This is a genomic window from Haloferax sp. AS1 (assembly GCF_014530665.1).
GTDB classification, from domain to species: domain Archaea; phylum Halobacteriota; class Halobacteria; order Halobacteriales; family Haloferacaceae; genus Haloferax; species Haloferax volcanii.
In genome coordinates, this window is sequence record NZ_SPSA01000001.1 from 1,803,274 (window position 1) to 1,829,884 (window position 26,611).

The 26,611-nt window shown below is 66.2% G+C and carries 29 protein-coding genes and 2 tRNA genes; 11 read left to right on the top strand and 20 right to left on the bottom strand.

Going from position 1 to position 26,611, the window contains the following annotated elements; all coding sequences use genetic code 11:
• Positions 1–74 precede the first annotated feature (74 nt).
• The 4 genes from E4P24_RS09600 (at position 75) to E4P24_RS09615 (ending at position 2,691) form a co-directional block, all read left to right on the top strand.
• Positions 75–162: transfer RNA gene (locus E4P24_RS09600), tRNA-Thr, on the top strand.
• Positions 163–298: 136 nt separating this feature from the next.
• Positions 299–1,498, top strand: a complete 1,200-nt coding sequence (locus E4P24_RS09605; protein WP_163489260.1) for a site-specific integrase — start codon at positions 299–301, stop codon at positions 1,496–1,498.
• 74 nt (positions 1,499–1,572) lie between these two features.
• Complete coding sequence (locus tag E4P24_RS09610) at positions 1,573–2,457, top strand: hypothetical protein (RefSeq protein WP_163489262.1); 885 nt, start codon at positions 1,573–1,575, stop codon at positions 2,455–2,457.
• Between the two features lie 162 nt (positions 2,458–2,619).
• Positions 2,620–2,691, top strand: a tRNA-Thr gene (locus tag E4P24_RS09615).
• An 81-nt stretch (positions 2,692–2,772) separates the two neighbouring features.
• On the opposite strand, the gene E4P24_RS09620 is transcribed toward E4P24_RS09615, so the two are convergent.
• Positions 2,773–3,777, bottom strand: coding sequence for a pectinesterase family protein (locus E4P24_RS09620; RefSeq protein WP_008605643.1), 1,005 nt, complete (start codon positions 3,775–3,777; stop codon positions 2,773–2,775).
• Positions 3,778–4,019: 242 nt separating this feature from the next.
• Positions 4,020–4,631, bottom strand: coding sequence for a metal-dependent hydrolase (locus E4P24_RS09625; protein WP_186372488.1), 612 nt, complete (start codon positions 4,629–4,631; stop codon positions 4,020–4,022).
• Positions 4,632–4,729: 98 nt separating this feature from the next.
• Between E4P24_RS09625 and E4P24_RS09630 the strand changes: the two genes are divergently transcribed.
• Both E4P24_RS09630 and E4P24_RS09635 read left to right on the top strand, forming a co-directional pair.
• Positions 4,730–5,347: a hypothetical protein gene (locus tag E4P24_RS09630; RefSeq protein ID WP_004063005.1), complete on the top strand. Its 618-nt coding sequence runs from the start codon at positions 4,730–4,732 to the stop codon at positions 5,345–5,347.
• Positions 5,348–5,387: 40 nt separating this feature from the next.
• Complete coding sequence (locus E4P24_RS09635) at positions 5,388–6,041, top strand: TrkA family potassium uptake protein (RefSeq protein ID WP_004041766.1); 654 nt, start codon at positions 5,388–5,390, stop codon at positions 6,039–6,041.
• A 309-nt stretch (positions 6,042–6,350) separates the two neighbouring features.
• On the opposite strand, the gene E4P24_RS09640 is transcribed toward E4P24_RS09635, so the two are convergent.
• The 3 genes from E4P24_RS09640 to E4P24_RS09650 are packed head-to-tail and all read right to left on the bottom strand — an operon-like array spanning position 6,351 to position 8,965.
• Complete coding sequence (locus E4P24_RS09640; protein ID WP_115803263.1) at positions 6,351–7,217, bottom strand: phosphate ABC transporter ATP-binding protein; 867 nt, start codon at positions 7,215–7,217, stop codon at positions 6,351–6,353.
• Positions 7,214–7,912 carry an ABC transporter permease gene (locus E4P24_RS09645; protein WP_004063002.1) on the bottom strand — a complete coding sequence of 233 codons (699 nt, stop codon included), beginning with the start codon at positions 7,910–7,912 and terminating at the stop codon, positions 7,214–7,216. Before E4P24_RS09645 ends, E4P24_RS09640 begins: the two co-directional genes overlap by 4 nt.
• A 24-nt stretch (positions 7,913–7,936) precedes the next feature.
• Complete coding sequence (locus E4P24_RS09650) at positions 7,937–8,965, bottom strand: substrate-binding domain-containing protein (protein WP_115803262.1); 1,029 nt, start codon at positions 8,963–8,965, stop codon at positions 7,937–7,939.
• A gap of 231 nt (positions 8,966–9,196) precedes the next feature.
• Between E4P24_RS09650 and E4P24_RS09655 the strand changes: the two genes are divergently transcribed.
• The gene (locus tag E4P24_RS09655) at positions 9,197–9,673 is read left to right on the top strand and encodes a PIN domain-containing protein (RefSeq protein ID WP_004063000.1); all 477 of its coding nucleotides are present in this window, start codon (positions 9,197–9,199) and stop codon (positions 9,671–9,673) included.
• A gap of 59 nt (positions 9,674–9,732) precedes the next feature.
• Here E4P24_RS09655 and E4P24_RS09660 read toward each other — a convergent pair whose 3' ends face one another.
• The 12 genes from E4P24_RS09660 to E4P24_RS09715 form a co-directional block, all read right to left on the bottom strand.
• Positions 9,733–9,906: a hypothetical protein gene (locus tag E4P24_RS09660; RefSeq protein WP_004041771.1), complete on the bottom strand. Its 174-nt coding sequence runs from the start codon at positions 9,904–9,906 to the stop codon at positions 9,733–9,735.
• A gap of 233 nt (positions 9,907–10,139) precedes the next feature.
• Positions 10,140–10,547, bottom strand: a complete 408-nt coding sequence (locus tag E4P24_RS09665) for an ACT domain-containing protein (protein WP_115803261.1) — start codon at positions 10,545–10,547, stop codon at positions 10,140–10,142.
• 160 nt (positions 10,548–10,707) lie between these two features.
• Positions 10,708–11,340 (bottom strand): non-canonical purine NTP pyrophosphatase, encoded by a 633-nt coding sequence (locus E4P24_RS09670; protein WP_004062997.1) that lies wholly within the window; start codon positions 11,338–11,340, stop codon positions 10,708–10,710.
• Positions 11,341–11,394: 54 nt separating this feature from the next.
• Positions 11,395–11,673: a DUF5808 domain-containing protein gene (locus E4P24_RS09675; protein WP_004041775.1), complete on the bottom strand. Its 279-nt coding sequence runs from the start codon at positions 11,671–11,673 to the stop codon at positions 11,395–11,397.
• A 62-nt stretch (positions 11,674–11,735) separates the two neighbouring features.
• The gene (locus E4P24_RS09680) at positions 11,736–13,394 is read right to left on the bottom strand and encodes a bifunctional N(6)-L-threonylcarbamoyladenine synthase/serine/threonine protein kinase (RefSeq protein ID WP_006601112.1); all 1,659 of its coding nucleotides are present in this window, start codon (positions 13,392–13,394) and stop codon (positions 11,736–11,738) included.
• 33 nt (positions 13,395–13,427) lie between these two features.
• Positions 13,428–13,733 (bottom strand): 30S ribosomal protein S24e, encoded by a 306-nt coding sequence (locus E4P24_RS09685; protein ID WP_004041777.1) that lies wholly within the window; start codon positions 13,731–13,733, stop codon positions 13,428–13,430.
• Between the two features lie 68 nt (positions 13,734–13,801).
• Entirely contained in the window at positions 13,802–14,341 is a 540-nt protein-coding gene (locus E4P24_RS09690; protein WP_115803259.1) for a GTP-dependent dephospho-CoA kinase family protein, read from the bottom strand.
• Positions 14,342–14,354: 13 nt separating this feature from the next.
• Positions 14,355–14,552, bottom strand: a complete 198-nt coding sequence (spt4, locus tag E4P24_RS09695) for a transcription elongation factor subunit Spt4 (protein ID WP_004041779.1) — start codon at positions 14,550–14,552, stop codon at positions 14,355–14,357.
• The gene (locus tag E4P24_RS09700; RefSeq protein ID WP_004041780.1) at positions 14,552–15,124 is read right to left on the bottom strand and encodes a DNA-directed RNA polymerase; all 573 of its coding nucleotides are present in this window, start codon (positions 15,122–15,124) and stop codon (positions 14,552–14,554) included. Before E4P24_RS09700 ends, spt4 begins: the two co-directional genes overlap by 1 nt.
• Before the next feature lie 7 nt (positions 15,125–15,131).
• Positions 15,132–15,500 (bottom strand): hypothetical protein, encoded by a 369-nt coding sequence (locus E4P24_RS09705; protein WP_004062994.1) that lies wholly within the window; start codon positions 15,498–15,500, stop codon positions 15,132–15,134.
• A gap of 22 nt (positions 15,501–15,522) precedes the next feature.
• On the bottom strand, positions 15,523–16,758 hold the full coding sequence (locus tag E4P24_RS09710; RefSeq protein WP_115803258.1) for a translation initiation factor IF-2 subunit gamma: 1,236 nt from the start codon (positions 16,756–16,758) through the stop codon (positions 15,523–15,525).
• Between the two features lie 237 nt (positions 16,759–16,995).
• Positions 16,996–17,703, bottom strand: a complete 708-nt coding sequence (locus tag E4P24_RS09715; protein ID WP_004041783.1) for a hypothetical protein — start codon at positions 17,701–17,703, stop codon at positions 16,996–16,998.
• A 224-nt stretch (positions 17,704–17,927) separates the two neighbouring features.
• Here E4P24_RS09715 and E4P24_RS09720 point away from each other — a divergent pair, with 224 nt between their 5' ends.
• The gene (locus tag E4P24_RS09720; protein WP_115803257.1) at positions 17,928–18,911 is read left to right on the top strand and encodes a DUF5787 family protein; all 984 of its coding nucleotides are present in this window, start codon (positions 17,928–17,930) and stop codon (positions 18,909–18,911) included.
• A gap of 4 nt (positions 18,912–18,915) precedes the next feature.
• Here the strand turns inward: E4P24_RS09720 and E4P24_RS09725 are convergent, their stop codons facing one another.
• The 3 genes from E4P24_RS09725 to E4P24_RS09735 form a co-directional block, all read right to left on the bottom strand.
• Positions 18,916–19,128 (bottom strand): hypothetical protein, encoded by a 213-nt coding sequence (locus tag E4P24_RS09725; RefSeq protein ID WP_188148417.1) that lies wholly within the window; start codon positions 19,126–19,128, stop codon positions 18,916–18,918.
• Positions 19,125–19,949, bottom strand: coding sequence for an MBL fold metallo-hydrolase (locus E4P24_RS09730; RefSeq protein WP_188148418.1), 825 nt, complete (start codon positions 19,947–19,949; stop codon positions 19,125–19,127). The genes E4P24_RS09725 and E4P24_RS09730 overlap by 4 nt, the downstream gene beginning before the upstream one ends.
• Positions 19,950–20,015: 66 nt before the next feature.
• Entirely contained in the window at positions 20,016–21,434 is a 1,419-nt protein-coding gene (locus tag E4P24_RS09735) for an ATP-binding protein (protein WP_115803255.1), read from the bottom strand.
• A gap of 322 nt (positions 21,435–21,756) precedes the next feature.
• Here E4P24_RS09735 and nasA point away from each other — a divergent pair, with 322 nt between their 5' ends.
• The 3 genes from nasA to E4P24_RS09750 all read left to right on the top strand — a co-directional run bounded on the left by nasA (position 21,757) and on the right by E4P24_RS09750 (position 26,609).
• Positions 21,757–23,898: an assimilatory nitrate reductase NasA gene (gene nasA, locus E4P24_RS09740; RefSeq protein ID WP_188148419.1), complete on the top strand. Its 2,142-nt coding sequence runs from the start codon at positions 21,757–21,759 to the stop codon at positions 23,896–23,898.
• A gap of 58 nt (positions 23,899–23,956) precedes the next feature.
• Entirely contained in the window at positions 23,957–24,589 is a 633-nt protein-coding gene (locus tag E4P24_RS09745; protein WP_004062986.1) for a molybdenum cofactor guanylyltransferase, read from the top strand.
• Positions 24,590–24,854: 265 nt separating this feature from the next.
• The gene (locus tag E4P24_RS09750) at positions 24,855–26,609 is read left to right on the top strand and encodes a nitrite/sulfite reductase (protein WP_115803253.1); all 1,755 of its coding nucleotides are present in this window, start codon (positions 24,855–24,857) and stop codon (positions 26,607–26,609) included.
• Positions 26,610–26,611 lie beyond the last annotated feature (2 nt).

A 26,611-nucleotide genomic window follows, 5' to 3' on the forward strand; every position in this document is an offset into this window, starting at 1 on the left:
CATACGCTACCACGGTTCCGGGGCGATTCGAATCGAAACCCCTAAAGAGGAACCCGGACAACCAAGGAATGCCTGCCTGGGTAGCTTAGCGGTAAAGCGCGTCCTTGGTAAGGACGAGGACCGTTATTGGAACGCGAGGTTCCAAACCGACGGCTACAGGCACTAAAGCCACTTTCTGCACCGTCTCAACAAGAGAAATAAGGTGCGTTCAAGTGTACGATTACGCTACAACACAGACAGGCCGCTGTATAGCGATTAGCATTCTGACTACGACACACATCTCTCGTGAGGTATGGGTATGAATCGAGACGACCCACTCGATGATATGCCTCCATTGAGCGAGGACAGTACCCCAGATCTTCCTCCTGCTCGCACGCCGGTCGAGTTCTCGTTCCCGCTCGTGAGCAAGCGCTCAAAGGAGGACTTAGAGGCATTTGGTGTCAACATGAGTGGCGACTACCACGACTTCAAAGAGGAAGTCCTGACGTGGCTCGCCAACTACGGAAAACACCCCGAGAAAGGTGAGGGGCTGGCAGAAAGCACGCTTCAATCCACCCACTACAAACTTGAGACAGTCTTCCGCTGGCTGTGGGACTACGAGCAGAAGTATACGACCGACCTCACTCCGGAGAAGGCCGACCGCTTCATCCATCTCCTGAATATGTCCGACGGGATGATCGATTCCAGTGTTCTCCACCATCTCAAGGTCATCAAGCGATTCTTCAAATTTCACAACCACGTCCACGGAACGGACTACGACTGGGATCCTGACGTTGAGCTGAGCCAATCTAACGGAGACGAGCGTGATTACCTTCATCGACGTGCATTCAAAGCACTCTACAAAGCCGCACTCGACTACGGGACGGTCAAGAGCTACCACAGTTCCTCGATGACACCCGAGGAGCGTGATCGAATCAAAACGTACCTCGCTCAACGCAACGGGGTTTCCAAGAACGAGATTGGCCCTGAAGAGTTCAAGGCCGCGAACTCGTGGAAGATTCCCTCACTTCTCGCCGTAACGCTCGATACAGGGCTCCGACCCATTGAGGTGGGTCGAGCCACGGTAGATTGGGTGAACATAGAGGCCCACGAATTGAACATCCCGAAGGATGAGTCGACGAAGAACGAGGCTCATTGGAACTGCACATTGAAGAATCGAACTGTCAAGGTGCTTCGTCGCTGGCTCGATGAACGTGCAACCTACGACAAGTACCAAGACCGCGATGAGTTGTGGTTGACGAAGAAGGCGACTCCCTACAGTTCGAAGTCATGTAACTACCTACTGACTCGACTCATCGAGGAGGGGGATGTGCCGATTCCAGATCATAAGGAGATCACCTGGTATTCCATTCGTCACGGTGTGGCGACTCATTGGGCGAACCACGTCGGGCCGCACCACGCGAAAGAACAACTCCGCCACAAGAGCGTGACGACGACGATGAAATACCTACACTCGGACACCGAGATGCGGTCAACGGCGGTGGAACAGATTTGGTGAAATGAGTAGTAGTGTCTACCGAATTATTTTCTGAAATAACACACGTTTTTTATATGCCGTGATAAACCTATTCTATGGCTAAAATTTTTGGAAGACAGTTCAATCACCTCAGCCGAGAGTTCATAAAGGATCTTCAGGATCTGGAAAGTCAGGGTTGTATCTATACTCAACTCTGGCGTGAGGAGATAGATGAGTTTGGTTTTTGTAGGATTCAATTCCATCCCGATGAAATCGTGAGGTTTGTTGATTCGTTGGATGCATATGATGACTTCCTTAGATACCGGAGCCAAGGCCTCTCTTCTGAGGAAGCTCTAGATGAGCTATCTGACGAGAGTGTTAAAGCGAGAGTCAGAGAATACAACGAATGGGCAAAAGACACAGGACAACCTGAAACGAAATTTTGTCCAGCCGCATTCTATAGTGGAGAACTTGAATCGCTTGTCTGTGGTGGGAAGCCCGATCGGTATGAGTTCCTCCAACAGTCGTATACTGGTGATAGAAAATTCCTATTATCCGAAATAATCGAAGGGTTCTCTGAATCGGTTTCGATACTTAACGACCGTGATGCAGATAGACCTGACTTTGGGATGACGTGTGAACAAGACGTTCAAGACTTGCTCTATGCAATAATGAAGCCTATATTTCCAGACTCGCGTCCGGAAGAATACACACCAAAACACGCTACGACCTCAAAGAGAATTGACTTCGTAGTTCCAGAGATATCTACTGTTATTGAAGCGAAATATGTGCGAAATAGTTCTCATGCTAAAGACATCCCAGATGAACTGAAAATAGACATTGAAAGTTATCATAAACATACAGACTGCAGTCGGATGATCGCTGTTGTGTGGGATGGTGACTCAGAGATCACCGACCGTTCTAACTTTGAAAAAGATTTGACGGGGCCGCGAACGATTGATGGAACAGAGTTTCAGGTAGACGTTAGAGTGATTCCATAACTGATATCAAAGAAATTGTCAACACATAGAGCGGGCATCGATTGTTATCTTTCTCGTATGTTACCTTGAGACACCCTCGAAGCGTTTCATCACATTCTTATACAGCCCTGTAGTAAAATCGGATGCAGAAAGCGCATCAGTGGGGATATCAACCCATAGAGCGCCTGGGTAGCTTAGCGGTAAAGCGCGTCCTTGGTAAGGACGAGACCCCGGGTTCAAATCCCGGCCTAGGCTCTTCTCACAAACTCACACAGAGCGATAGCGAACCGCATCGAGTGAGTTCAACGTCCGTCTGACACCGCCCCGATCGCACGCTCATCCCTCCCAGTCCCACCACTCCCCACGACTCGCAGAACCCAGCACGTTCGCCTTCGAATACCGCTCAGCCTCGTCCTCGGTCAGCGCCGTCGCCCACGACACCCGCTCGCCCTCCGCCCCCGGGCCTCGGCTGTCGAACTCCGCGTATTCGACCGTCGCCTCGGCGTCCGGTCGCGACCAGTTGTGCCACCCGTCGGAGCGGACGTGCGAGTCCATCCACGTGCGGATAAACGCAGTTCGGGCGTGATTCCGCCACGGGCGGCCGAGATACGCTTCGGACACGTCGGCGTCGGCGGTCAGTTCGCAGTCGAGAAAGACGAAGCCGAAGGGCTCGCTCGCCGGCGTGGAGGCCGCGGTGATGTACGAGTCGGCTTTCGAGTGGACGCGGCAGTCCTCGAAGACGGCGGTCGCGCCGCCGAAGACGAAGTCGGTCGTCCCCTCGAGATAGCAGTCCGAGAAGAACTGGCGCGCCCCCTCGCCGGCGGCGTAGACGGTGTCTTGGTGGCCGAGGACGCGACAGTTCTCGAAGACGGCGCGGTCGGCGTCGACGTGGAGGGCGACGGCCTGTCCGACCGGGCCGGCGCTGTTCTCGACGGTCAGGTCGCGGGCGCGGAAGTCGTTGCCGCGGACCTTCAGCGTGTAGGTGAAGAAGGTGCTGTTGCGCCCGCGGTCGATTCGCTCGAAGTGGTCGCCGTGGGTGATGACCGTCTCCGTGGCGCTCTCGCCGACGAGGGTGATGTCGGGGTTCCACGCGTGGACTTCGACTTTCTCGTCGTACACGCCGTCTCGGACGAGGATGCGGACTCGCCCCGGCGGAAACGACTTCGCGCCGTCGATGGCGGCCTGAATCGTCTCGTAGTCGCCGCTGCCGTCCTGCGCGACGACGTAGTCGTACGCGCCGGCGTCGTCGGGGTCGTCAGCGCCTCCGAGAGTCCCGACCGTCCCGGCGGCGACGGCGAGACAGCCGACCGCGACGGCGAGCGACGTGAGTAGTGCGAACATGCATCGTACCACTCTCGCCGACGCCATACGCTTGGGGGGTACCGGTGGAGCCCACGGCGGGGACGCGAGCGGTTCATCCCCCGTACCGCGCCGACGCGAACGGGTTCGACTCCCCGGTTCGTCGTCGGGAACTGGGGGGCGTCGTCGCTCCGCTGGTCGGTATCAGGGGCAGCGCTGACGGCGGAGAGGCCGTCGTACGCGTTCGAAAAAGCGGGTGGAACTCGGGCAGAAGTGGGTGCGATTCAGCGGAAGTCGCGGACGAACCGCTCGGGCATGAGGTCGACGACGTGGTCGGGCATCGCCGCGACGGCGGTCTCGGCAATCGCAACCATCGGCTTGCGGAGCAGGACGTAGACGCCGGAGACGGCGACCGCGGCGATGACGAGCGTCTCCGCGAGGCCGTCGAAGGCGAGGACCGGCGGGACGGCAAACGCGAGCGTCAGCGCGAGGTCCTCGGGCGCGCCGTCGTAGCGAATCAGTCGCTTCGGGGCGAGCCACCGGCCGTTCCAGTGGTCGTAGACGGCGCGCTCGGAGGTGCCGAGCCACGGCTTGAGTTCGAGGCCGCCGCCGAGCACGTCCGACGCGGAGTGGAGCGCGGCCGCCGCGAGGAACAGTGCGACGGCGAGCGTCGTGGTCGTCGGGTTCAGCGCGGCGACCGCGACCGCGGGCACGGCGAGCGCGCTGAAGTACACGGGGAAGTGGAGGGTCTTCCGGTGCCCCGCGTACAGGTCGAAGTCGGGGAACAGGCCGCCGAGTGCGGCCGCGAGCACCGGGAGCATCCCGGCCTCGGGGACCAGCGCCCACACGGCGGTGCCGAGGACGACACCCGCGAGGGCGTGAGTGGTGGCCATCATCGGTGGGGCGTATGCAATCTGGAGGAAAAACGGTGTCGGTGGTCGTGCTAGCTAGTACCACGGTCGAATTTAGGGCGCTCAGGCCGTAGCACACCGCAATGGTCTCCCGTCGATTCGAACGGCTCGCGGGGCGGGTGATTCAGGCCGCCATCCTGTGTATCTTGCTCGTCGGCATCTACACGCGGAATCTGAGCGTCGTCGTCAACGCGGTGCTCGCGCTGGGCGCGACGTTCCTCCCCGCGGTGCTCCGCCGCGACTGGCAGATTCGGCTCCACCCGCTTCTCGGTCTCTGGTTGGCGCTGGCGGTGTTGCTCCACGCCGTCGGCATGCTCGGCCCGTACAACTACATCGACTGGTGGGACCACGTCACCCACACGCTCTCGGCGACCGTGGTCGCGGCCGTCGGCTACGTCACCGCGCGGGCCGTCGACGAGTACACCGAGGCCGTCCACCTCCCCGACCGCTTCATGTTCGTCTACGTCCTGCTTTTCACGCTCGCGGCCGGCGTGTTCTGGGAGGTGTTGGAGTTCGGCGCGCGCCTCGCCGCAGAAGCCATCGGCTCTGAGGCCGTCCTCGTCCAGTACGGACTCAGCGACACCATCGTCGACCTCGTCTTCGACACCGTCGGGGCGGTGCTCGTCGCCCTCTTCGGGACGCCGCCGCTCGCGGACACCATCGATTCAGTCAGGGAACGCCTCGAACGGACTCGGTCCTGACGGGGCCATCTTTTAGCCACCCGGTGTGCATACTACTACCATGAATTTCGTTATCGTTGGGTACGGTCGCGTGGGCTCGCGGACCGCCCGAGTGCTCCGCGAGGAGGGCCACGACGTGACGGTCGTCGACAACAACGACAAGAAGGTCGACCGCGCCCGCGACGAGGGGTTCGAGGCCGTCCTCGGCGACGGCGGCACCGAAACCGTGCTGCGGGAGGCCGGCATCGAGGGCGCGGACGCCATCGGCGGGCTGACCGGCGACCCGAACATCAACTTCGCGGCCTGCATGCTCGGCAAAGAGTACGACTGCCGGACGGTCATGCGAATTAGCGAGGACTACCGCCAGGAGATTTACGAGCGCTACGCCGACGACGTGGACGAGATTATCTACCCCGAACGCCTCGGCGCGGCCGGGGCGAAGACGGCGCTTCTCGGCGGCGACTTCAACGCCATCGGCGACCTGACGGACCAACTTCGGCTGACGACGGTCAGCGTCCCCGACGGCGCGCCCGTCGTCGGCGAACACGTCGCCAACATCGACCTCGGTGCGGACGGCCGCGTCTACGCCCACGGCCGGGAACGCGAGCCGATGACGATTCCGCTTCCGGGAACCGTCGTCGAGCCCGGCGACCAGCTCGCGCTGTTAACGGAGCGCAACGCGTTGGACCGGGTTCGGTCGAAACTGCTCGGCTGACGCCGAAACGACGAGTTTCCTGTCGAGACCCGTCGCAACCGAGACGCTTCGCTGCGGTACGGTCTGCCTCGGAAAACAGCGCCGTGGTGGCGGCGCCGCGCGTCGTACCGGGGGAACCAGAACGACGATGGTGGTGGTGGTTTTCGTGCCGGGCGCGCCGGTGGGAGGATGGGAACGAAGGCCGAATACGCGCCCCATACTCGGGTACGTATGGGGAACCTTAAATCCGCGTCAGACGGGAGTCACACGCCATCTACCCGCAATATGTGCTGTTATACCACCGACGAGACCGCGGCGGTCAGCCCGCGTTCAGTAGACGAGTTTCCCCTCGACGAACTGGCGGACTCGGTCGTCGTCCGGCGACTCGAACACCGCGTCGGTCGGCCCCGACTCGATGCACGTCCCGCCGAGGATGACGGCCGTCCGGTCCGACACCCGCCGAGCCTGTTGCATGTCGTGGGTCGCGAGTGCGACGGCGATGCCGCGGTCCCGCGCCGCCCGCATCGCTGACTCGATGGCGGCGGTGTTCCGCGGGTCGAGATTCGACGTCGGCTCGTCCAGCAGCAACACGTCGGGGTCGGGCGCGAGCGCCCGCGCGATGGCGACGCGCTGGGCCTCGCCCGCCGACAGCGAGCCGGCGTCGCGGCCGACTTTGTCGAACATTCCGACGGTCCGAAGCGCGTCTCTGACCGTCTCGGACGGCTCGTCGCGGCCGAACAGTCCCTCGACCGCGTCGCGGACGCGAGCCGACCACGACCGACGGACTCGAAGCCCGTAGGAGACGTTCTCCTCGACCGTCGTCGAAAAGAGGCTCCGCGTCTGAAACGCCATCCCGACCCGGCGTCTGACCGCCAGCCGGCGGGCCTCGGGGAGGTCCCACACGTCGTCGCCGCCGACCTCGACCGTCCCCTCGCCGGGACGCTCGAACATGGCGAGCAGTCGGAAGAGCGTCGTCTTCCCCGTGCCCGAGGGGCCGACGACGGCGAGAATCTCGCCCGGTTCGACGGCGAGCGAGATATCCTCCAGCACCGCGCCGTCGCCGAAGCCGTGGCCGAGGCTGCGGGCCGCGAGTCGGGTCTTGCTCCGCCGCGCGCCGTTCGCCGCCGGGTCGGGCGCGGCGGTCTCGTCGGGCTTCTCGGAACCCGAATCGCCGGCACCCGGTCGCTCGGTCGTCATCGTCCCCTCCCGTTCCGTCCCGGGGTCCGGTCGCGGAAGCGCGCGCCGAGGGCGTTCACGCCGAGGACGAGCGCGAGCAGGATGGCTCCGAGGGCGATGCCCGTCTCGATGTTCCCCTTCCGCGCCTCGACGGTGATGGCCGTCGTGAGCGTCCGGGTGAACGACGTGCTGTCCGAGAAGACGATGTTTCCGCCGACGATGAGGACCGAGCCGACCTCGCTGATGGCGCGGCCGTAGGCGGCCAGAAGCGCCGTGACGATGCCGTAGCGCGCCTCGCGGACGACCAACAGGGCGACGTCGGTCGAGGTGCCGCCGGCGGCGAACGCGGCGTCTCTGAGGTCCTGCGGAACCGACTGGACCGCCGACAGCGAGACGCTCACGAGGACGGGGAGCGCGAGGATGGTCTGCGAGAGAATCATCGCCTCGGGCGTGAACAGCAGTTCGAACGTCCCGAGCGGCCCGGACCGGGACAGCACCAAGAGGACGACGAGCCCCACGACGACGCTCGGAAAGCCCATCCCCGTCGAGATGACGGAGGTGACGACCGACTTCCCGTAGAAGTCGCGGAACCCGACCGCCAGCGAGATTGGTAGGCCGAGCGCGGCGCTCAGCGCGACCGCCGCGGTACTCACGTACAGCGAGACGGCCGTGATGCTGACGAGGTAGGTGAGGTTCAGGTCGCCGAGGGCGAACACGGGCGGTGGTGGGGTCCGGTCGGACTAAAAGTCCTCGGGGACGTGCTGTGCCACCCACGACTCGAACTGCGCGTCGGAGACCGACGCCGACGACGAGGCGTTCTCCCCGCCGTCGTAGTTCTCGGGGACGTACTGGCCGAACTGCGGGTCCTCCGAGAGCGCGTTGGGGAAGAACAACTGCGACCCGTTGGCCGTGTAGTTGCTGATTATCTCCTGTCCCTCGGGGCTCGTGAGGAAGCCGGCGTAGGCCATCGCCAGCGAGTAGTTCACGTCGGGGTACTTCGCGGGGTTCACCGGGATGACGCCGTAGGGGTTCTTCAGGATGGTCGGACCGCCCTTGAGCGGGCCCTGCACCTGAATTTCGAGGTCGATGTTGTCCTGCGTCGCGAGGAACGTCCCGCGGTCGGAGAGCGTGTACGCGCCCGACTGGTCGGCCTGCACGAGCGTGTCGCCCATGCCCTTGCCGATTTCTCGGTACCACGTCCCCGACGGCTCGACGCCGGCGGCCTCCCAGATGAGCAGTTCCTTCTTGTTCGTCCCGGAGTCGTCGCCGCGGGAGACGAACGTCGCCCCGGCGTCCGCGACGGTCGCAAAGGCGTCGGCCGCGCTCTCCATTCCCGAGATGCCCGCGGGGTCGTCCGCCGGCCCGACGACGACGAAGTCGTTGAACATCACGTCGCGGCGGTTGACGCCGTAGCCATCTTGCAGGAACTCGTCTTCCGCGCCGCGGGCGTGGACGAGAATCACGTCCGCGTCGCCGTTTCGCGCCGTCTCGATTGCCGCGCCGGTCCCCTGTGAGATGGTTTTCACCCGAGCGTTGAACTTCTCCTCGAACACCGGGTTCAGGGCGTCGAGCAGCCCCGTGTCGTACGTGCTCGTCGTCGTCGCCAGCGTCAGCTCTTGGGTCGAACCGTCACCGCTTTCGCTCCCGCCAGAGCCCTCGGCGGTCTCGTTGTTCGCCTGCGGGGGACTCGTGTTCCCCGTGCATCCGCTCAGTCCGAGAACCGCACCGACACCAGCAGCCTGTAAGAAACGCCGTCGCTCTATCGCCATGCATTGTGGTTCGCCGAACGCGAATTAACTGTTTCCCACGCAACGTAATCACAAATAATTTCAATACCGGTGCATCGTAACGATTCGACCCCGAATCCGGTTGCGTCGGATTCTTTTCGACTCGCCCCGTGGAGACGGCCATGAGCTGGGAGTCGCTTTTCGCCCGCGCCGCCGCCTACGACACCACCGAAGCCGACATCAGCGAGGCGCTTCGCGCCCGCCGAGGCGACGATGCCTGAGACGGAGCCCTCGCCCGCGCGGGTCGTCGCCGACGCCGACGTGCTCGCGGCCGACCTGCTCGTCGATGGCCCCGCGAGAGCGGCGCTCGACCACCTGCGGCGACACTCGTGGACGACGCTCGTCGCCAGCGACCCGCTCCTCGACGACGCCGAGGCGGTCGTCTCGTCGCTCGCGGACGCCGACCTCGCGGCCGACTGGCGCGAGAAAACCGACTCGTGGGCCGAACTCGTCGCCCATCCGGACGGCGACAACCCCGCGCTTGCGTCGGCCTACCGCGGCGGCGCGATGCATCTCCTCACGTTCGACGACCGGCTTAGCTCGGCGCAGGCGGGCGCGGCGCTCGGCGGTCGCTTCCCGGTCAGCGTCCGCCATCCGAAGGCGTTCGCGTCGCTGTTCGCGCCGGAGAGTCTCTACGCCGAGGTCGAAGGCGGGCCGTACCCCGGGCCGGACCGCGACCCGCGGGCGTAGTCGCTCGCGCCGCCCCAATCGACCACCCGTGTCGGCTCTGTCGCTGACCGCCTGTCGGGTCAGTCGTTGAGGACGCGGGTCACCGCGAAGATGGCGAGGACGGTCACGAGACCGAAGCCGACGGCAACACCGAGGCCCTGCGAGGCGTCGCCGAAGAACACCGCGATGGCGGCGAAGACGGCGATGCCGTAGCCGCTGGCCGCGCCGGCGGCGACGACGTTCGCTCGGTTCATGCGTCTCCGTACGCGCCCGCGATGCCTGAGCGTGACCCCCCGCGATTGTGGGTCGTGACGGGGTCGAAGTCGGGGCCGGGGCGAGGGTCGGCTCTCACTCGGGCGGTGCGCGCGCGGTCGGTCTGGCCGGGGTCGGTGACGAGTGGGAGGGAGTCGTCGGAGTCGGGAACCATCACGGCTAATGTGGCACCGCCGAACGTATCAAACTGTTCGCTCGCGAGCCGGGACCGGCGTTAGTTCCCGCCGCCGGAGTCCTCGGCGCGCTCGACGGCACACCCGAGCGATTCGAGCTTCGTCGCGGCCGCCGCCACGTCGCCCTCCCGGACGAGCACGTGGTCGGTCGAGTACGCCGACAGCGCGAACACCGAGATATCTTCCGCGGCGAGCGCGCCCGCGACCCGCGCCAGAAAGCCGACGAGTTCGAACGGCAGGACCATCTCGAAGGTGAGTCGCTTCCAGCCCCGCTCGATTTCGACGGCCGCCGCCTCGTCGACGCGTCCCTCCTCGACGACGACCGTCGTCTCGGTTCCGTCTCGAATCGTCGCGAAGGCGTCCGGGTCACTCCGTTCGGTCTTGACGACCGCGTAGGTCGCCGCCGAGACGGTCACGGTCCCGCCCTCGAAGAAGTCGCTGGGGTCCATGCGTCTCGGGGTCGCTCCGGCGAGGTAAGCGTAGCGACTGGCGACGCGGTCGACGACTCCGGTTCAGCGTCTGGCCGACAATCAGCGACTTTCGACGGACGCCTCACTACCGTTCGGCGTACTTCCGTCGGACGCTCCGCGCCCGACGACGTTCGCCTCGCTATCTCTCGGCGTACCACGTCGCGAACTTCGCTAACGCCCGCCCGCGGTGGGAGATGCCGTTTTTCTCCTCGGCGCTCATCTCCGCGAACGTCGCGCCATCGTGCTCGAAGATGGGGTCGTAGCCGAAGCCGCCCTCGCCGCGCGGCGGGACGATGCGGCCGTTGACGCTTCCGGTAAAGAGCTTCACCGGGAGCGCCTCCGTCTCTTCTGCGTCCTGTTCCGCGCCGCGTGCGGCCGCCACGGTCCGGTCGTCGCGGTCTATCGGGTCCGGACTCGCCTCGAACGGCTCGCCGTCGCAGTACGCGAGGACGCAGCGGAACGAGGCCCGGCGGGGCTCGTCGAGCTCGGCCGCGGCCAGTCGGTGAACCGCCTCGACGCCGAGGGTGTCCTCGACGTACGAGGAGTACGGGCCGGGAAAGCCCTCGAAGCCGTCGATGAAGAGACCGGCGTCGTCCACGAGCACCGGCTCGTCGGCGTAGCGGTAGGCCTCGCGCGCGCCGTGGGCCGCGATGGGGCCGAGGTCGGACGCCTGCACCTCGGTGTAGTCGAAGTCGAGTTGAGTCACGTCGTCGTCGAGGTACGAAAGCGCCTCGCGGACCTTCCCCGCGTTCGTGGTGACGTATCGGAGCATGTCCGGCCCTCCGCGGGCGGACGTGGAAAAGTCGTCGGTGTCGGTCGCGTCGCCTCAGTCGACGATGACTTCGACGGGGCCGTCGTCGGCCTCGGCCTCGTCTTCCGTCTCTTCCGCCTTCTGGCGCTCGTTCCAGAGGAGGCCGCCGGCGACGAGGAGGACGACCCACGACCGCCAGCTCGCGAGGTTCAGCGTGTAGCCGATGCCGAACGGCTTTTCGACCAGCATGCCCTTGCCGGGCTGCCAGTACGACGAGAGCAGTCGGCCGGCGCTCGGGCGCTCGAAGTTGTACGGGATGCCGAAAAGCGTTCCGCGCTGCGGTTTGTCTGCCATGTGTGACGGATACGCCGGCTCGGGATAAATCGTTTTGGCCTTCCGACGAGTTCGACGGCGGCCTACCGGTACCGGCCGCGCGACTCGACCTCGCGCAACCGGGCGATGACCTCGGCCGAACCGACGGCCTCGTAGCCCGCTTCGAGCGCGTCGATGAGCGGGTCGGCGTCGGCGGCGGTCCCCTGGACGCTCTGGGCGAACACGTGGAGGTCCATCGCGTGGTCCTCGACGTGGCCCGTGTGGAAGCCGAGGCCGAAGTCGATGAGATACACGCGCGGGTCGCCGTCCGGCCCCGTTCCGACACGGACGTTCCGCGTCGTCGGGTCGCCGTGGACGATACCGGCCTCGTGGAGTCGTGCGAGGTACTCGCCGACGACGCGGACGGCCTCGGGGTCGAGCCGTTCCGCGAGGTCCGCATCGCCGACCCGCTGGAACGCGATGACGCCGTCGACGGGGTCTATGTCCTGAATAACGGGCGTCCGAACGCCGGCGCGCCGGGCGTCGCTCGTCAGCCGCGCCTCCGCCTTCGTACGCTCGCGTCGGAGCCTGTCGTCCAGTTCCGGGTGGCGGTACGTCTTCGGGACGCGCCGCTTGACGACCTCCTCGGTACCGATGTCGACGGTCGCCTCGGCCCCGCGAATCGCGCCGTCGTCGGTGTAGGCGCGCGCGACCGACTCGTCCGCGCCGCGCCACGTCACGTCGACCTGGTCGGGCCGGAAGTTCGGGTCGACGGTCGAGTCTTCGACCGCGAGCGTGTCGCCCGCGGCGAGCATCCGCGCGCCGAGGGCGGCTATCATGCCGGCGTTGTCGCGGAGGAACCGCGGTTCGGGCGCGTGGAACTTCGCGCCGCGCTGGTCGCACATCTCCGCGAGCATCTCGCGCAGGCGGGCGTTCTGGCCCACGCCGCCGCCGAGGACGAGTTCGTCCGTCCCCGTCAGCGACAGGGCGCGCTCGGCCACCTCGGTGAGCATGGCGAAGACGGTCTCTTGGAGACCGGCGCAGATGTCGGGGACGGGCGTGCCCGCGTCCGCCTCGTCCTTCGCGGCGCTCATGATGCCGGAAAACGAGAAGTCCATCCCTTTGACGACGTACGGCAGTTCGACGTAGTCGCCGTCCTCCGCGGCCGCCTCGACCTTCGGGCCGCCGGGGTGGGTCCAGCCGACGTGGCGGGTGAACTTGTCGAGGGCGTTGCCGACGCCGGTGTCCATCGTCTCGCCGAGGACGCGGTAGCGGCCGTTGTGGTAGCCGAGCAGGTGGGCGTTCGCGCCCGAGGCGTTCAGACACACCGGCGAGTCGAAGCCGGACTGGTAGCGGCCGATTTCGAGGTGCGCGACCATGTGGTTGACGCCCAGCAACGGCACGTCGAGCGTCTGGGCGACCGAGCGGGCCGCGGTGCCGACGATGCGGAGACACGGCCCCAGACCGGGGCCGCGAGAGAAGGCGACGCCGTCGACGACGGGGCCGTCGCCGTCGTGTCGCGCCGCGGCGTGTTCGAGCGCGGTCTCGACGACCTCGGGGATGGCGGTCCCCATGTGCTCTGCGGCCTCGCGCGGGTGGATGCCGCCGCTGTCGGGCTGGTACGGGTCAGATTCGATGAAGACGTGGTCGACCGCGGGGTCGGGCGTCCGTCCGGTACCGGAGCGGAGCGCGTCGGGGTCGTCGGTCTCGAAAACCGCGGCGCTCGCGGCCCACGCTGTACCTTCGATTCCGAGAATGCGCATCGAGTGTGAAGAAACGGCGGTCGGAAGCCGAGACTACGCCTCTTCGGCTTCGACTTCGGCGTCGGTAATCTTGTTGCGCTCGAGCATGTGGTCCTGCTCGACGTCGCGCGCGAACTCGGGGCTCTCGTAGACCTTCGCGTAGCCCGCGGTCTTGCGCATGCCGAACTTCGTGTCGAGTTCGTGGACGACGACCTCGTCGGAGTCCTTGTTCAGCTTGGCCGCGAGCGAGTCGCGGACCGACAGACGAGAGGGCGTCGCTTCCTCGTGGACGATCTCGAATCGAACGTCCGTCCGGTGCAACATGGGGTTCTCCTCCTCGGAGATGATTTCGATATCCATGGTTCAGTTACCCGTAATTCCCTCCGAAGCAAGTAAAAGGATTTCGAAGGGACGAGCGCGCCCGCGTCTCAGGCGTCGATGGGCGCGACGACGGCGTCGAAGTCGCCGTCGAACCGCGCGAGGAGGTCCCGCATCTCGCTTTTGGCCGCGTCGGTGACGGCGACGCGGACCATTCCCTCGTCGGGCTGGCCGTAGACGACGGTCGAACCGACGGGCGCGGCGAGCACCGCCGGGAGCGTGGCGAGGTCCTCTTCGCCCTCGACGAGGAGCGTCGTCGGCTCGGGGTCGTCGAGCGCGGCCACGAGCGCCTCGACGAGGGCGACGGAGACGGTGCCCGGTTCGTTTTCGACCTCGACGAGGCGGCCGGTCTCGACCGCCCGCCGAATCTCCTCGCCGACGGCCTCGCGTTTCGTCTTGCCGTCGACGACGGCCACGTCCGGCGGGCGACCGGCGCGGCGGAGGTGGAAGGTGACGACGTCGCCGACGGCGACGAGCGGCGCGTCCGCGTCCTCGCTGGATGCGTCTGCCAGCAGGTCGTCGGCCTCGGCGTACACCGGGCCGAACGGCTCTTTGAACGCCGCCCGAAGCGCCGTCGGCAGGGTGAGCATGCTCAGCGGACCCTCAGCGGACCTTCAGCGCGTAGCCGCCGGGTTCGGTGACGTTCATCTCGGTGGCGATTTCGCTGTCTTCGGGATGGGTGATGACGACGTAGCCCGCCCAGTCCTCGGTGAGACTGCTCGACCCGCAGTTCTCGCAGGTCTGTTTGTCCGGGTCGTTGACGAAGTGGCACTCGCGGCAGGCGAGACGGGGCTTCGCCATCAGTTACCCTCCGCCGAGGCCTCGCTCTGCTGGCGCTTCGATTCGAGCCAGCCGTGCTTGCCGAGCCCCGGCTGTTTGGCCGTGAGGCCGATCTTCGAGTCGCGCGGGTTGCGCTCGTCGATGCTCTTCGTGACGATGCGGGCGCGCACCTCGTCGTCGACGGCGAGCGTCTGGTTGGACTCGGTCGACGCGAGCTGCTGGTTCTCGCCGTCGTAGGCGAGGTATTCGTCGGATATCTGCGAGACGTGCAGCAGCCCGTCGACCGGGCCGATGCCGACGAAGGCACCGAACTCGACGACTTCGACCACGATGCCGTCGACGACCTCCTGCATGTCTGGGTCGTAGGTGATGGCGTCGAAGTCGGCCTCGTAGTAGACGCCGGGGCGGTTGGGCAGCACGGTGCCCTCGCCGATGTCGTTGACGTTCACGACGCTCACGACGCTCCCCACGTCCTCGTCCATCCGTCCTTCCAACTTGTCCTGCAACAGTCGCTTGACCCGCTCGGGCGTCACGTCGCCCAGGTGTCGGGGTGGGACTTCGACTGTATCTTTGAGTCGTACCCGTTTGTACATAGTTTCGTTAAGGTTCCGTGATTGCCAGCGTGGCGTGCCCCCGGATGCCGACGACGGGAATCCCGCAGTCGAGCACCCGGTCACGGAGGGGCTTGTCGTTCGTGACGACGTAGTCGACCTCGCCCGATTCGGCGAGTTCGACGACCGCGTCGTCGGCGTACGATTCCTCGGTTTCGACCGCCCGGCACCGGGTCGCCAGGTCCGCGCCCACGCTCGCCGCGACGCCTTCGGTCCCGCCGCCCGACGAGAGCTTCTCCAGCTCGTCGAGGACGGCCGTGGGGACCACGAGGTCCGCGTCGGCCGCGAGCAGCCGGTCGAGTTCGTCGAACACGCGGACGTCGAGTTCGACCGGCATCATGAGCGCGTTCGTGTCCATGACGACTACGGTGGCGGTCACGTCACTTGAGCGTCCCGATACCGATGAGCCGCCAGCGAGCGCCCACGCGGCGGTTGATGGCTATCTTCGCGCCCTCCTCGGCGCAGACGGGGCGCTTGAGCGAGACTTCCGCCTCGCCGCTTCGCGCGCTCGTCACCGCGCCGACCGTGGTCGCGGTGCCGACGGTGAGCATCAGGGGCTCGCCGGTGGATATCTCGTCGATACCCTCGCCTTCCTCGCCGCCGACGACGCGGTCGAGCAGTTCCACGTCCATGGTGAACTGCTCGCGCGTCGGCGGGAGCGTGCCGGGCTCGCCGGCGACCTGTCCCGCGAGCGCGTCGCCCTTCGTGAAGCTCGGGTCGAGACCGGTCCCGACGCCGCAGAGCCCGCCGGGGCGGACCTCGTCGACCATGTTGCCGCCCGCCTGGAGCGAGCGGATTTCGGTCGTGATAGAGCGCCACTCGGTCTGGCCCTCCTCGTCGACCTCGCGGCCGGGGCGGAGTTCGAGTTCGTCGCCCGCTTCGAGCTTGCCGGCGACGACGCTGCCGCCGATGACGCCGCCCGCGAGGCCGTCCCAGGTCGTCCCCGGGCGGTTGATGTCGAAGCTGCGCGCGACGTACATCTGGCTGTCTTCGGTCTCGTCGCGGTCGGGCGTCGGAATCTCCTCCTCGATGGCCTCGATGAGGAGGTCGAGATTGACCTCCTGCTGGGCGCTGATAGGGACGATGGGCGCGTCTTCGGCCACCGTACCCTCCACGAACTCCTGTATCTGTTCGTAGTTGTCGACGGCTCGCTCGCGGTCGACGAGGTCGACCTTGTTCTGCGCGATGACGATGTTCTCGATGCCGATGATGTCGAGCGCCATCAGATGCTCGGCCGTCTGGGCCTGCGGCACGTCCTCTGTCGCGCTCACGAGCAGGATGGCACCGTCCATGATGGCGGCACCAGAGAGCATGGTCGCCATGAGCGTCTCGTGGCCGGGCGCGTCGACGAACGAGACGGTGCGGAGTACGTCCGTCTCCTCGCCGTCTTCCGTCTCCTCTTCGACCGTGTAACACTCCGGCGCGTCAACGCCGGGAATCTGACGGAACGTCGCGTCGGCGTACCCGAGTCGGATGGAGATACCGCGCTTCATCTCCTCCGAGTGCTGGTCCGTCCACGAGCCGGACAACGCTTGAACGAGCGTCGTCTTTCCGTGGTCGACGTGACCGACGAGTCCGATGTTCACCTCCGGTTGTTGTGGGTTTTTCGTCACCATTGACCTCCTGAGAGTAATCTTGCGTGAACTTGGCTCCGAACGACTGATAAAGGTGCTGTTCTCGGAGCGGCGACGCTGTGGCCGCGTCGGGCGGTCACACACCGCGCGCGGCGATTCAGCGGCGTCTCCCGGTCCCGGCGACGGCTCGAAAAATGGGTGGTCGTGCCCCCCGGCACGACGGTTCGTGGACCGATTCGAGTAACCCCTCGAATCGCTGTCGGCTCCGGGCGTTGCCGGTTATTCGACGCCCGCGACGAGCGACTGAAGCTCCTCGCGGTAGGCGTCGGGCGTGAGGCCGAGGTCGATGTCGACCGAGACCTCGATGGCCTCGGTCGGCTCCTTGGTCACGCTGAGTTCGATGTTCTCGCCGGGGTGTGCGCCGCCGGCGACGAGAATCGTCCCGTCGTGCTCCCAGACGGCCAGCATCCCGCTGACGTCGAACTCCTGTCCCTCGATGGTGAACTCCTTTTCCTCGGTGAACGGGAACGTAATCTCGTCGAAGGCGATGGTGGCTTCGTACTCGGTCACGCGCGCCGACTCGCCGGTGTCGACCGTCGTCGACCGCGTGCCCGTCTGTTCGATGTCCGTGACATCCACGTCCTCTAACTGCCCCTCGTAGTTCGCCCGCGCGTGTTCTTCGACCACGTCGACGACCGTCCCGCGGGCCGCTTTCGGGAGGTTCGACAGGCTCGGGTCGAGCGTCACGCGCGTCGCGAAGAACAGCGAGAACTGCCCCTCGGCCTGTCCGAGCGTCTTCTCTTTCAGCGTCTCCGAGAGGTCCATGTCCTCGTAGACGAGCGTCTCGAACGCCGCGGAGACGCTCGCCGGGCCGACCGACTGCTCGAAGGCCGGGTCTAAGGAGTGTCCCCCGATGTACTCCCAGCCGCCGGCTTCGAGCGCCGCCTCGGGAACCTGCGGCGGTGCCCGCGCGGCGCTCGCGGTCATTCCGGAACTACAACCGGCGAGACCTGCGAGTCCCGCGCTGGCCGCGATTCCGAGGTACGCTCTCCGCCTGATACTGTGGGTTTCGTTGTTTTCCCCCTTCATCGGTCAGTACTGCCGCGCTCTGTCTCAAATAGGTACCCCCCGAAAATCAGATACGAGAACACCGACACGACCCGACGGCCGTGGGAGCGACCTTTTTGCCGCTCCGCCACCGAGCGTGTCACGTGCCCGTTCCGGCGTCGTCGCCCTCGGAGTTCGCCTTCGAACTGGCGCTTTGCGCCCGCCTCGAACAGACGACCGACTGGCTCCCCGCGCGCCAACTCGGCGCGTCCGTCGCCTCGCCGGGGAGCCGCATCATCGACGTGTGCGCCGTCGTCCCGGGGCCGGGGTTCGACGACCGCGCCCGCATCACCGACCGCGCGATTCCCGCGGCGGCCATCGAGAGCGACGTGGGAGCCGGCAGCGCCGTCTTCTGGCGCGACGGCTTCGACTGCCACCCCGGTCGCGCCCGGCGCGCCACCGACCGCGCCGTCGAGGTCGGCTTCTTCGAGTCCGAGCGCCGCCGGAGCAGGGAGTACGTCCGCCGCGCCGCCCGCTACCCGGACGACTGGTTCGCCCGGCTCGTCGGCATCGAGAACAAACCCGACCTCGGAAGCCCCGGCGACCTGCTCAGACAGCTTCGCCTCGACGTGAGCCTCGCGGTCTTCGACGAAGTGATTCTCACGACTGAGAGCTATGTTACCGGCGCGCACCTCAACCGCATTCCGGAGGAAGTCGGCGTCTGGCGCTTCGACCCCGACACCGGCGACCGCGAGGTGGTCCGCGAGCCTCGCCCGCTTTCGCCCGACTCGACCGGCGTCGAACCCGTCGAGTACCACTCGCTGCACACCGACGTGGCGCTCGTCTCGCCCGCAGAAAAGCGAACCGCGCGCCTCCGACTCGCCGAGCGCGCCTACGGCAAGGGATGGCGCGCCTACGACCTGCCGGGCTGTGCCCGCGCCCGCGTCGACGCCGACGGCCGCCCGGTCTGCGACCACTTCGACCACGTCGTCGACCCCGGTTCGGAGTGCGGCACGGACTGCCCGGCGTTCGAGGCGGCCGACCCGCCCGAACTGGACCGCGACGGCCTCCGCGAGTCGCGGACGGACTGGGTCGCTGACCCGCCCGGCGCGGTCCGCAGACAGTCGGGACTCGACCGGTATCGCTGACGCCTCACTCCGCGTCCGCCCGCCGCTCCATGTAGTTCCAGTAGGCGACGAGCGCGACGCCGATGACGGCGACGAAGACGACTTGGACGACGACGCCGACGAGGTCCAGCCGACCCGTGTCGACGTACGTCAGGACGAAGTTTCCCGCGGCCGCGACGACGCCGGCGACCATGAGATATCTGAACGCCGTGTCCTCGGCGACGGCTCGCAGCCTCACAGGTCGTACACCTCGCCGTCGACCGCCAGCGGCTCTTCGAACGCCTCGTCGGCGGGATAGTAGTGGGCGACGTGGACGAGGCGGGTCTCGTCGGCGTCGAGTTCTTCGCCGAGCGCGATGGCCCCCTCGCGGGTCATGTGCTTCGTGCCGAAGGTCCGCGCGACCCCGTTTTCGTCGTAGTCGTCGCCGCCGATGGGGTGGTACTCGCAGACCGACGCGGGGACGATGGCCTCGGCGAGAAGCAGGTCGGGATTCCGGAGCACGTCGCGGGACGCCTCGGGAATCGCGTAGGTCGTATCTCCCGAAAGCGAGAGCTTCGCACCCGTCTCGGGGTCCTCGATGGCGACGCCGTAACAGACCAGCGGCGGGTGGACGACCGGCACGAACGTCACGTCGAGGCCGCAGGCGCGGAACGACTCGAACGGCGTCCGGTCTTCGACCGAGATGCGGTCGAGGTAGTCGAACTTCGAGCGAATCGCGTCGGCGACGCTCTCGCCCGTGACCGGGTCGACCTCGTCGGCCGCGTGGACCGCGAGGTCGTCGAGGAGGCGGTAGACGTTCCCGAGGCCGTCGAGATGGTCGAAGTGAATGTGGGTGACTAAGGCTTCGTCGGGCAGCGGCACGTCCTGCGTGAGAAACTGGTGGCGGAAGTCCGGACTGAAGTCCACGAGGAGCGACTCGCCGGTCCGCTCGTTTTGCACGTGGACCGAAAAGCGCGTCCGCTCGATGCCTCGCTCGCGGGCCGCGAGGCAGGTCTCGCAGTCGCACCCGACGGTGGGCGTTCCGGTCGTGTCGCCGGTCCCGAGGAGGGTCACGCGCATTGATTCAACCACGGAGGCGGCGAGGTATAAACGTGGCCGACGGCGGCGGGCGCTCCCGTCGCCCGCCTACTGCGCCGCGCCGGCGTCCTTCTGCGTCTCGCCTTCGTGTTCGTCCGCGTGGTCGTGGTCGTGACTGTGGTCGTGACCGTCTCCGGACTCCGACCCCGCGACGAGTTCCGACGAGTCGGACATCATGTCGAGGTTCTTCAGGTTGTCGCGCTCTTCGAAGTCCGCGACGGCCTCGAGCAGGTCGTCCTGCGTGAGTTCCATCCGCTCTTCGGTGAGCGCTTCGAGGACGGCCTCGCGGAGGACGAGTCGGAGGTCGGAGCCGGTCAGGCCCTCCGTCACGTCCGCGATGGCCGAGGGGTCGAACTCGTCGATGTCCATCCGGTTCGTGATGACGCGGAGGATGTCGGCGCGCATCCCGCGGTCCGGCTTGGGGAAGTTGACGATTTCGTCGAAGCGCCGCCACGCCGCCGAGTCGAGCTGGTCGGGGTGGTTGGTCGCGCCGATGAGGATGACCTCGTCGCGAATCAGCGAGATGTCGTCGATGCTCTTGAGCAGCGTGTTGACCGCGCGCTTGAGCGCCGCGTGCTCGTCCGACCGGCGGGTCTTGGCGACCGAATCGAACTCGTCGATAAAGAGGATACACGGCGACAGGCGCTTCGCCACTTCGAACGTCTTCTCGACGTTCTTGGCCGTCTCGCCGAGGTACTGGCTCGTAATCATCGAGAGCTTCACCTCGACGAACGGCAGGCCGAGTTCGTGGGCGAGCGCCCGCGAGACGGTGGTCTTGCCGGTCCCCGGCGGTCCGACGAACAGGATTTTCCCGATTTCGCGGAGGCCGATGTCCGCGAGGTACTCGCGGTGTTCGATGGCCTTCATCAGCTTGTGAATCTCGCCCTCTTGGTCCGTCGTGAGCACGAGGTCGTCGAGCGTCATCTCGATTTCCTCGGGCGCGCGGACCTGCACGAGGTCGAGCATCTCGGCGTCGTCCTCGTCGTCGAAGTACTCGTCGAGCAGGCTGTCTATCCACACGCGGTCGGCGTGAATCGGCCGGGTCTGTTCTCTCGCGTCCGCGTGGGTCACGTCCACGTCGTCGCGGTCCTCGACCGACTTCGCCACCGTCGGGTTCGTCACGAGCCGGTCGTAGTCGGCTCGCTTGACGAACCACTCCAGCGCCATCTCGGGCTGCGTCAGCGAGAGGCGGCCGGAGAACTCCTCACGTTGGGTGAACATGAGGTCGGAAATCGCGTCCCAGGGGTGTTCGACGCCGGTCGCCTTCCGCGCGACGGACTCGGTCACGACGAGCGGTCGCTCGATGCCGGCGGCCGACGAGTCGTCCTCGTCGCCGTCGTCCTCGGCGTCCGCCCAGAAGACGCGTCGATACCGCGGGGGAAGGTCGTTTTCGTCAAGCGTTCGGTCGTCAGTGTAGAGGTGGGCCGTCAGCAGAAACTCGACAACCTCGAGCGCCCGTTCACTCATCCCCCAGAAATTGCCCGGGGAGACGCATAAGAGCGTCGGAGCGCCGCCGGGTGCCGCGCGCGACCGACCGGCCTCGATGGCACGGAACGCGGTCCGGAACCGCCGTCAGACATTAATTTCAGAAAAACAATCAAAAAACATATTTTAAATTGGGGGATTTACGCGATTATATTCCTTTCATTCGATTGTATATTGTGTCTTTATTCGGAACACGTGGGGAAAATATCCGTTATTAAACGATTAGGTCTTTATGGTTATCTTCCGCCACTGTGAGCCAAGAAAGTGAAATGATATTCACGAACGGCACGGGATATATGCCCGAATGCGGTACATTCGACGCGAGCGGTGGGTGGTGAGTCGCGTGGCGAAACAAGTCCCCACGACCTGCATGCGCTGTGCGGTCGGCTGTGGCCACGTCCACCTCGGCTCCGATACGGCGTACGGTCTCGACGCGGTCCGGGGCGACCCCTCGCATCCCGTGAACAACGGGCTGGCCTGCGGTCGCGGCATCCGCGAGTCGGCCGACCCCGACGGCTCGTGGCTCACGCGACCGCTCGTCAGGGAGAACGGCGAACTCCGGCAGACCTCGTGGTCGGACGCGCTTTCGCGCGCGGGAGACGCTATCAGCGACGCGATGGCCGACGACCCCGACGAGGTCGCCGTCCTCGGCAGCGGCCAACAGACGAACGAGGCCGCCTACGCCCTCGGAAAACTCGCTCGCGGCGGTATCGGCACCAGACACTACGACGCGAACACGACGCTCTGCATGGCGAGCGCGGTCACGGCCTACTACCGCGCCTTCGGGAGCGACGCGCCGCCGCCGACCTACGACGACATCCCCGAGGCGGAGACGCACCTCGTCTGGGGGGCGAACCCGGCGGTCGCCCACCCCGTGATGTTCCGGTGGATTCGCCAGTCGGCCGACGACGGCGACCTCGTCGTCGTTGACCCCGTCGAGACGAAGACCGCGGGCGTCGCCGACGACCACGTCGCCATCGACCCCGGCGGCGACCTCGCGCTGGCGCAGGCGATTCTCGGACACCTCGTCGAGACCGACCGCGTTGACGAGGCGTTCGTCGAGGAACATACCGAGGGGTTCGACCGCGTCGTCGACGAACTCCCCCCGGTCGAGGAGGCGGCGTCGGAGGCCGGCGTCACCCTCGACGAGGTCGAGAAACTGGCGTCGCTCCTCGACGCGCCCACGCTCGTCTACTGGGGCATGGGCGTCAACCAGAGCGTCCGGGGCACCGCGACCGCCGGCGCGCTCGTGAACCTCTGTCTCGCCTCCGGCAACCTCGGCCCCGGGTCCGGCCCCTTCTCGCTCACCGGGCAGGCGAACTCGATGGGCACCCGCGTGGTCTCCTCGAAGGGGACGTGGCCCGGCCACCGACCGTTCGAACACCCGGACCACCGCCGGACCGTCGCCGAGGCGTGGGACGTGCCCGTCTCTCGGCTCCCCGACGACAACGGCCCGGGACCGGTCGGCATGTTCGAGTCGTCGCCGTCGGTCATCTGGACCGTCGCCACCAACCCGCTCGCGGGGTTCCCGGACGCCACGGCCGCCCGCGAGGTCCTCGAAGACTCGTTCCTCGTCGTGCAGGACGCCTTCCGGTCGGAGACGGTCGAACTCGCGGACGTGGTGCTCCCCGCGGCGACGTGGGGAGAGTCCGAGGGGACCACGATGAACATGGAGCGGACGGTCTCGCGGGTCCGCCCGGCCACGGAGACGCCGCCGGGCGTCAGACAGGACCTCGACATCATCGCCGACGTGGCCGCCCGCGTCGCGCCCGGGTTGCTCCCGAGACCGTCGGTCTCACCGAGCGAACTGTTCGACGAGTTCGCCGCGCTCACCGAGGGGACCGACGCCGACTGCTCGGGGCTGTCGTACACGCGACTCGACGGCGAGCGCGCCGTCCGCTGGCCCGCGCCGGACCCGACGAGCGAGGGCGGATACCGCTACTACGACGACGCCGACGGGGAATCGGACGACCCGACGTGGTCGTTCCCGACGGCGTCCGGGAAGGCCCAGTTCAGCGCGCTCTCGGGGTCGTCGCTCCCCGAACCCGCCGACGAGTCGTACCCGCTGACGCTCACGACCGGCCGCGAGGCCGACGGGTACAACACCGGGGTCCGCACGCGGAGCGACACGCCGGACCAGCCGGTCGCCCGCGCGCATCCCGACACTATCGACGCGCACCGCGACGCGGTCGTCGACCCCGAGGGCGACCGCCGAACCACCGTCGTCTCCCGTCGGGCGTCGGTCCCGGCGACGCTCGACCCCGACGACGCCGTCCCGCCGGGCCTCGTCTGGCTCTCTATTCACCATCCCATGACAAACCGACTTACAAGCCCTGCGGTCGACCCGCAGTCGAACGAACCGAACTTCAAGCAGTGCGCCGTCCGCCTCGAACACCCCGAGACGACAGCCGCCTCCGACCGCCTCGCCGCCGAGGTGAGCGACTGATGGCGTTCGTCGCCGCCGGCGGACGGTCCCGCGAACTCGAACCCACCGCCGCCTGAGAATGGCAGACGCGTCGCACCCACACCTCGACACCGGCCGCGCGGGCATCATCCTCGCCGGCGGCCGCTCGACCAGATTCGGCGGCATCGACAAGGCGACGGCTACGGTCGGCGGCCAGCCCATGATTCACCGGGTCGCCGCCTCGCTCGACCCCGTCGTCGACGAACTCGTCGTCAACTGCCGCGCCGAACAGCGCGACTCCCTCGCCGGCGCACTCTTGGACTTCGATATCCGGTTCGCGGAGGACTCGCATCCCGACCGAGGCCCCGTCTTCGGCCTGCGAACCGCCCTGCGGGCGACGAGCGCCGAGTACGCGGCGGTCCTCCCGTGCGATATGCCGCTCGTCCCGAGCGGGTTCATCTCGCACCTCTTCGGCCGCTTGCAGGGCAGCGCCGGCGTCGTCCCGCGGGTCTCCGAGACGACCCAACCGCTCCCCGCGGTCGTTCACTGCCGCGCCGCCGAAGTCGCCTGCACCGACACTATCCGCGACGGCGACGAGCGCCTCCAGACCGTGATGTCCGCGCTCGACGTGACCGTCCTCGACGACCGCGAAGTGGAGGCTCACGCCGGGACGCACGCGTTTCACAACGTGAACTCCTTCGACGACTTGCGCGCGCTCACCCCTCGCCGGTGAGCCGCGTTCGAGGCACATACTACACTATCGTTCATTATAGTGGGTTTAGATTGTCGAATAAACAGCCGGCTTTCTGCCCAGAATACGCCCTTATATTCGGAATATTTGGTTATAAAATGGACGAATAGTGAACATAAGGCCTATTTCTACACATTATCAACGAATACGCTTATCAACTTCTATCGAGTCGTGTTATCACGAAACATGACCAAGTTCGCAACCAAACGCACACGGATAGTGGACGATTGCCCACTGGTGGTCGGTAATGGCGAGTAAGAAGGAAGCCTGGAAGTCGGAGCTCTACGGCGACGCGGTCCGCGACAAAATCGAGGAGTTCGCGGAAAAGGGGGTTGACGCCATCCCCGAAGAGGAGCGAGACAAGTGGTTCACTCGCTTCAAGTTCTGGGGCGTCTTCCAGCAGCGGACGGGTCAGGACTCGTACTTCATGATGCGGCTGACGAACGCCAACGGCGTCCTCGAACCGGGGCAGCTTCGCGCCATCGGTGAGGTCGCGCGCGACTACGCCTCCGGCCCCGTCGAGAACCCCGAGTTCGGAGACGCGTGGATCGACCTGACGACCCGCCAGTCGATTCAGCTCCACTGGCTCGAACTCGAAGACATCCCCGAGGTCTGGGAGAGGCTCGAAGCGGCGGGCGTCTCCTCGCGCTCTGCGGGCGGCGACACGATGCGGAACATCACCGGCTGTCCGGTCGCCGGCCGCGACAAGCACGAACTCGTCGAATCCCAGCCGCTTCTCGACCGCTTCCAAGAGGACCTCCGCGGGAACGACGCGCTGTCGAACATGCCGCGGAAGTTCAACATCAGCGTCACCGGCTGCCGGGAGGGCTGCGCGCAGGACTCGATAAACGACGTGGGGCTCGAACCCGCGACCAAAGAAATCGACGGCGAGACCGTCACCGGCTTCAACGTCCGCGTCGGCGGCGGCCTCGGCTCCCGGAAGCCGCGCGTCGCCCGCGACCTCGACATCTTCGTCGCCGACGAAGAGCGCGCCTACGAGGTCGTCCGCGGCTTCGTCGAACTCTACCACGAACACGGCAACCGCGACGTTCGGGCCCGCGCCCGCAGTCGCTTCTTCGTCGACGAGTGGGGCACGGAGAAGATTCGCGACCTGCTTCAGGAGGAGTACGTCGACTTCGAACTCCGGTCTGCGGGCGAGAACATCCGCGACGAGTACACCTACAACGCGGGTCGCCCGGAGTCTGACGGGAAACACGACCACATCGGCGTCCACGAGCAGGCCAACGGCGACTACTACGTCGGCCTCAGCGTCGCGGTCGGTCGGCTCACGGCGTCGGACGCCATCGAACTGGCCGACATCGCCGACGAGTACGGTTCCGGCGAAATACGGCTCACTCGCCGCCAGAACCCGCTTCTGATGGACGTGCCGGAGGAGAAGCTCGACGACCTGCTCGCAGAGCCGCTCCTCGGCAAACACACGCCCGTCCCGAACCCGTTCCAGCGCGGCACGGTCGCCTGTACCGGCACGGAGTTCTGCTCGCTCGCGCTCACGGAGACGAAAGCCCGGACCGCCCGGATGCTCCGGTGGCTCCGCGACAACGTGGACGTGCCCGACGACGTGAGCCAACTGAAGATTCACTACTCCGGTTGCACCGCCGACTGCGGGCAGGCGAACACGGCCGACATCGGCCTGTTCGGCATGCGCGCCCAGAAGGACGGCGAGATGGTCGAGGCGATGGACATCGGCGTCGGCGGCGGCATCGGTGAGGAGCCGTCGTTCGTCGACTGGATTCAACAGCGCGTCCCGGCCGACGAAGTGCCGGGGGCCATCGCGTCGCTCGTGGAGGCGTTCGCGGAGCGCCGCGAGCCCGGACAGACGTTCCGCGAGTGGGTCGACGCCGAGGGGACCGAGGCGGTCACGGAGTACTGCGTGCCCGAGGAGACGGAGTTCGAAGCGCCGTACATGCACGACGCGAAGCAGTCGTGGTACCCGTTCGCCGAGGACGAAGCGCAGTCCGAACAGGCGGTCACGAGCGACTGAGC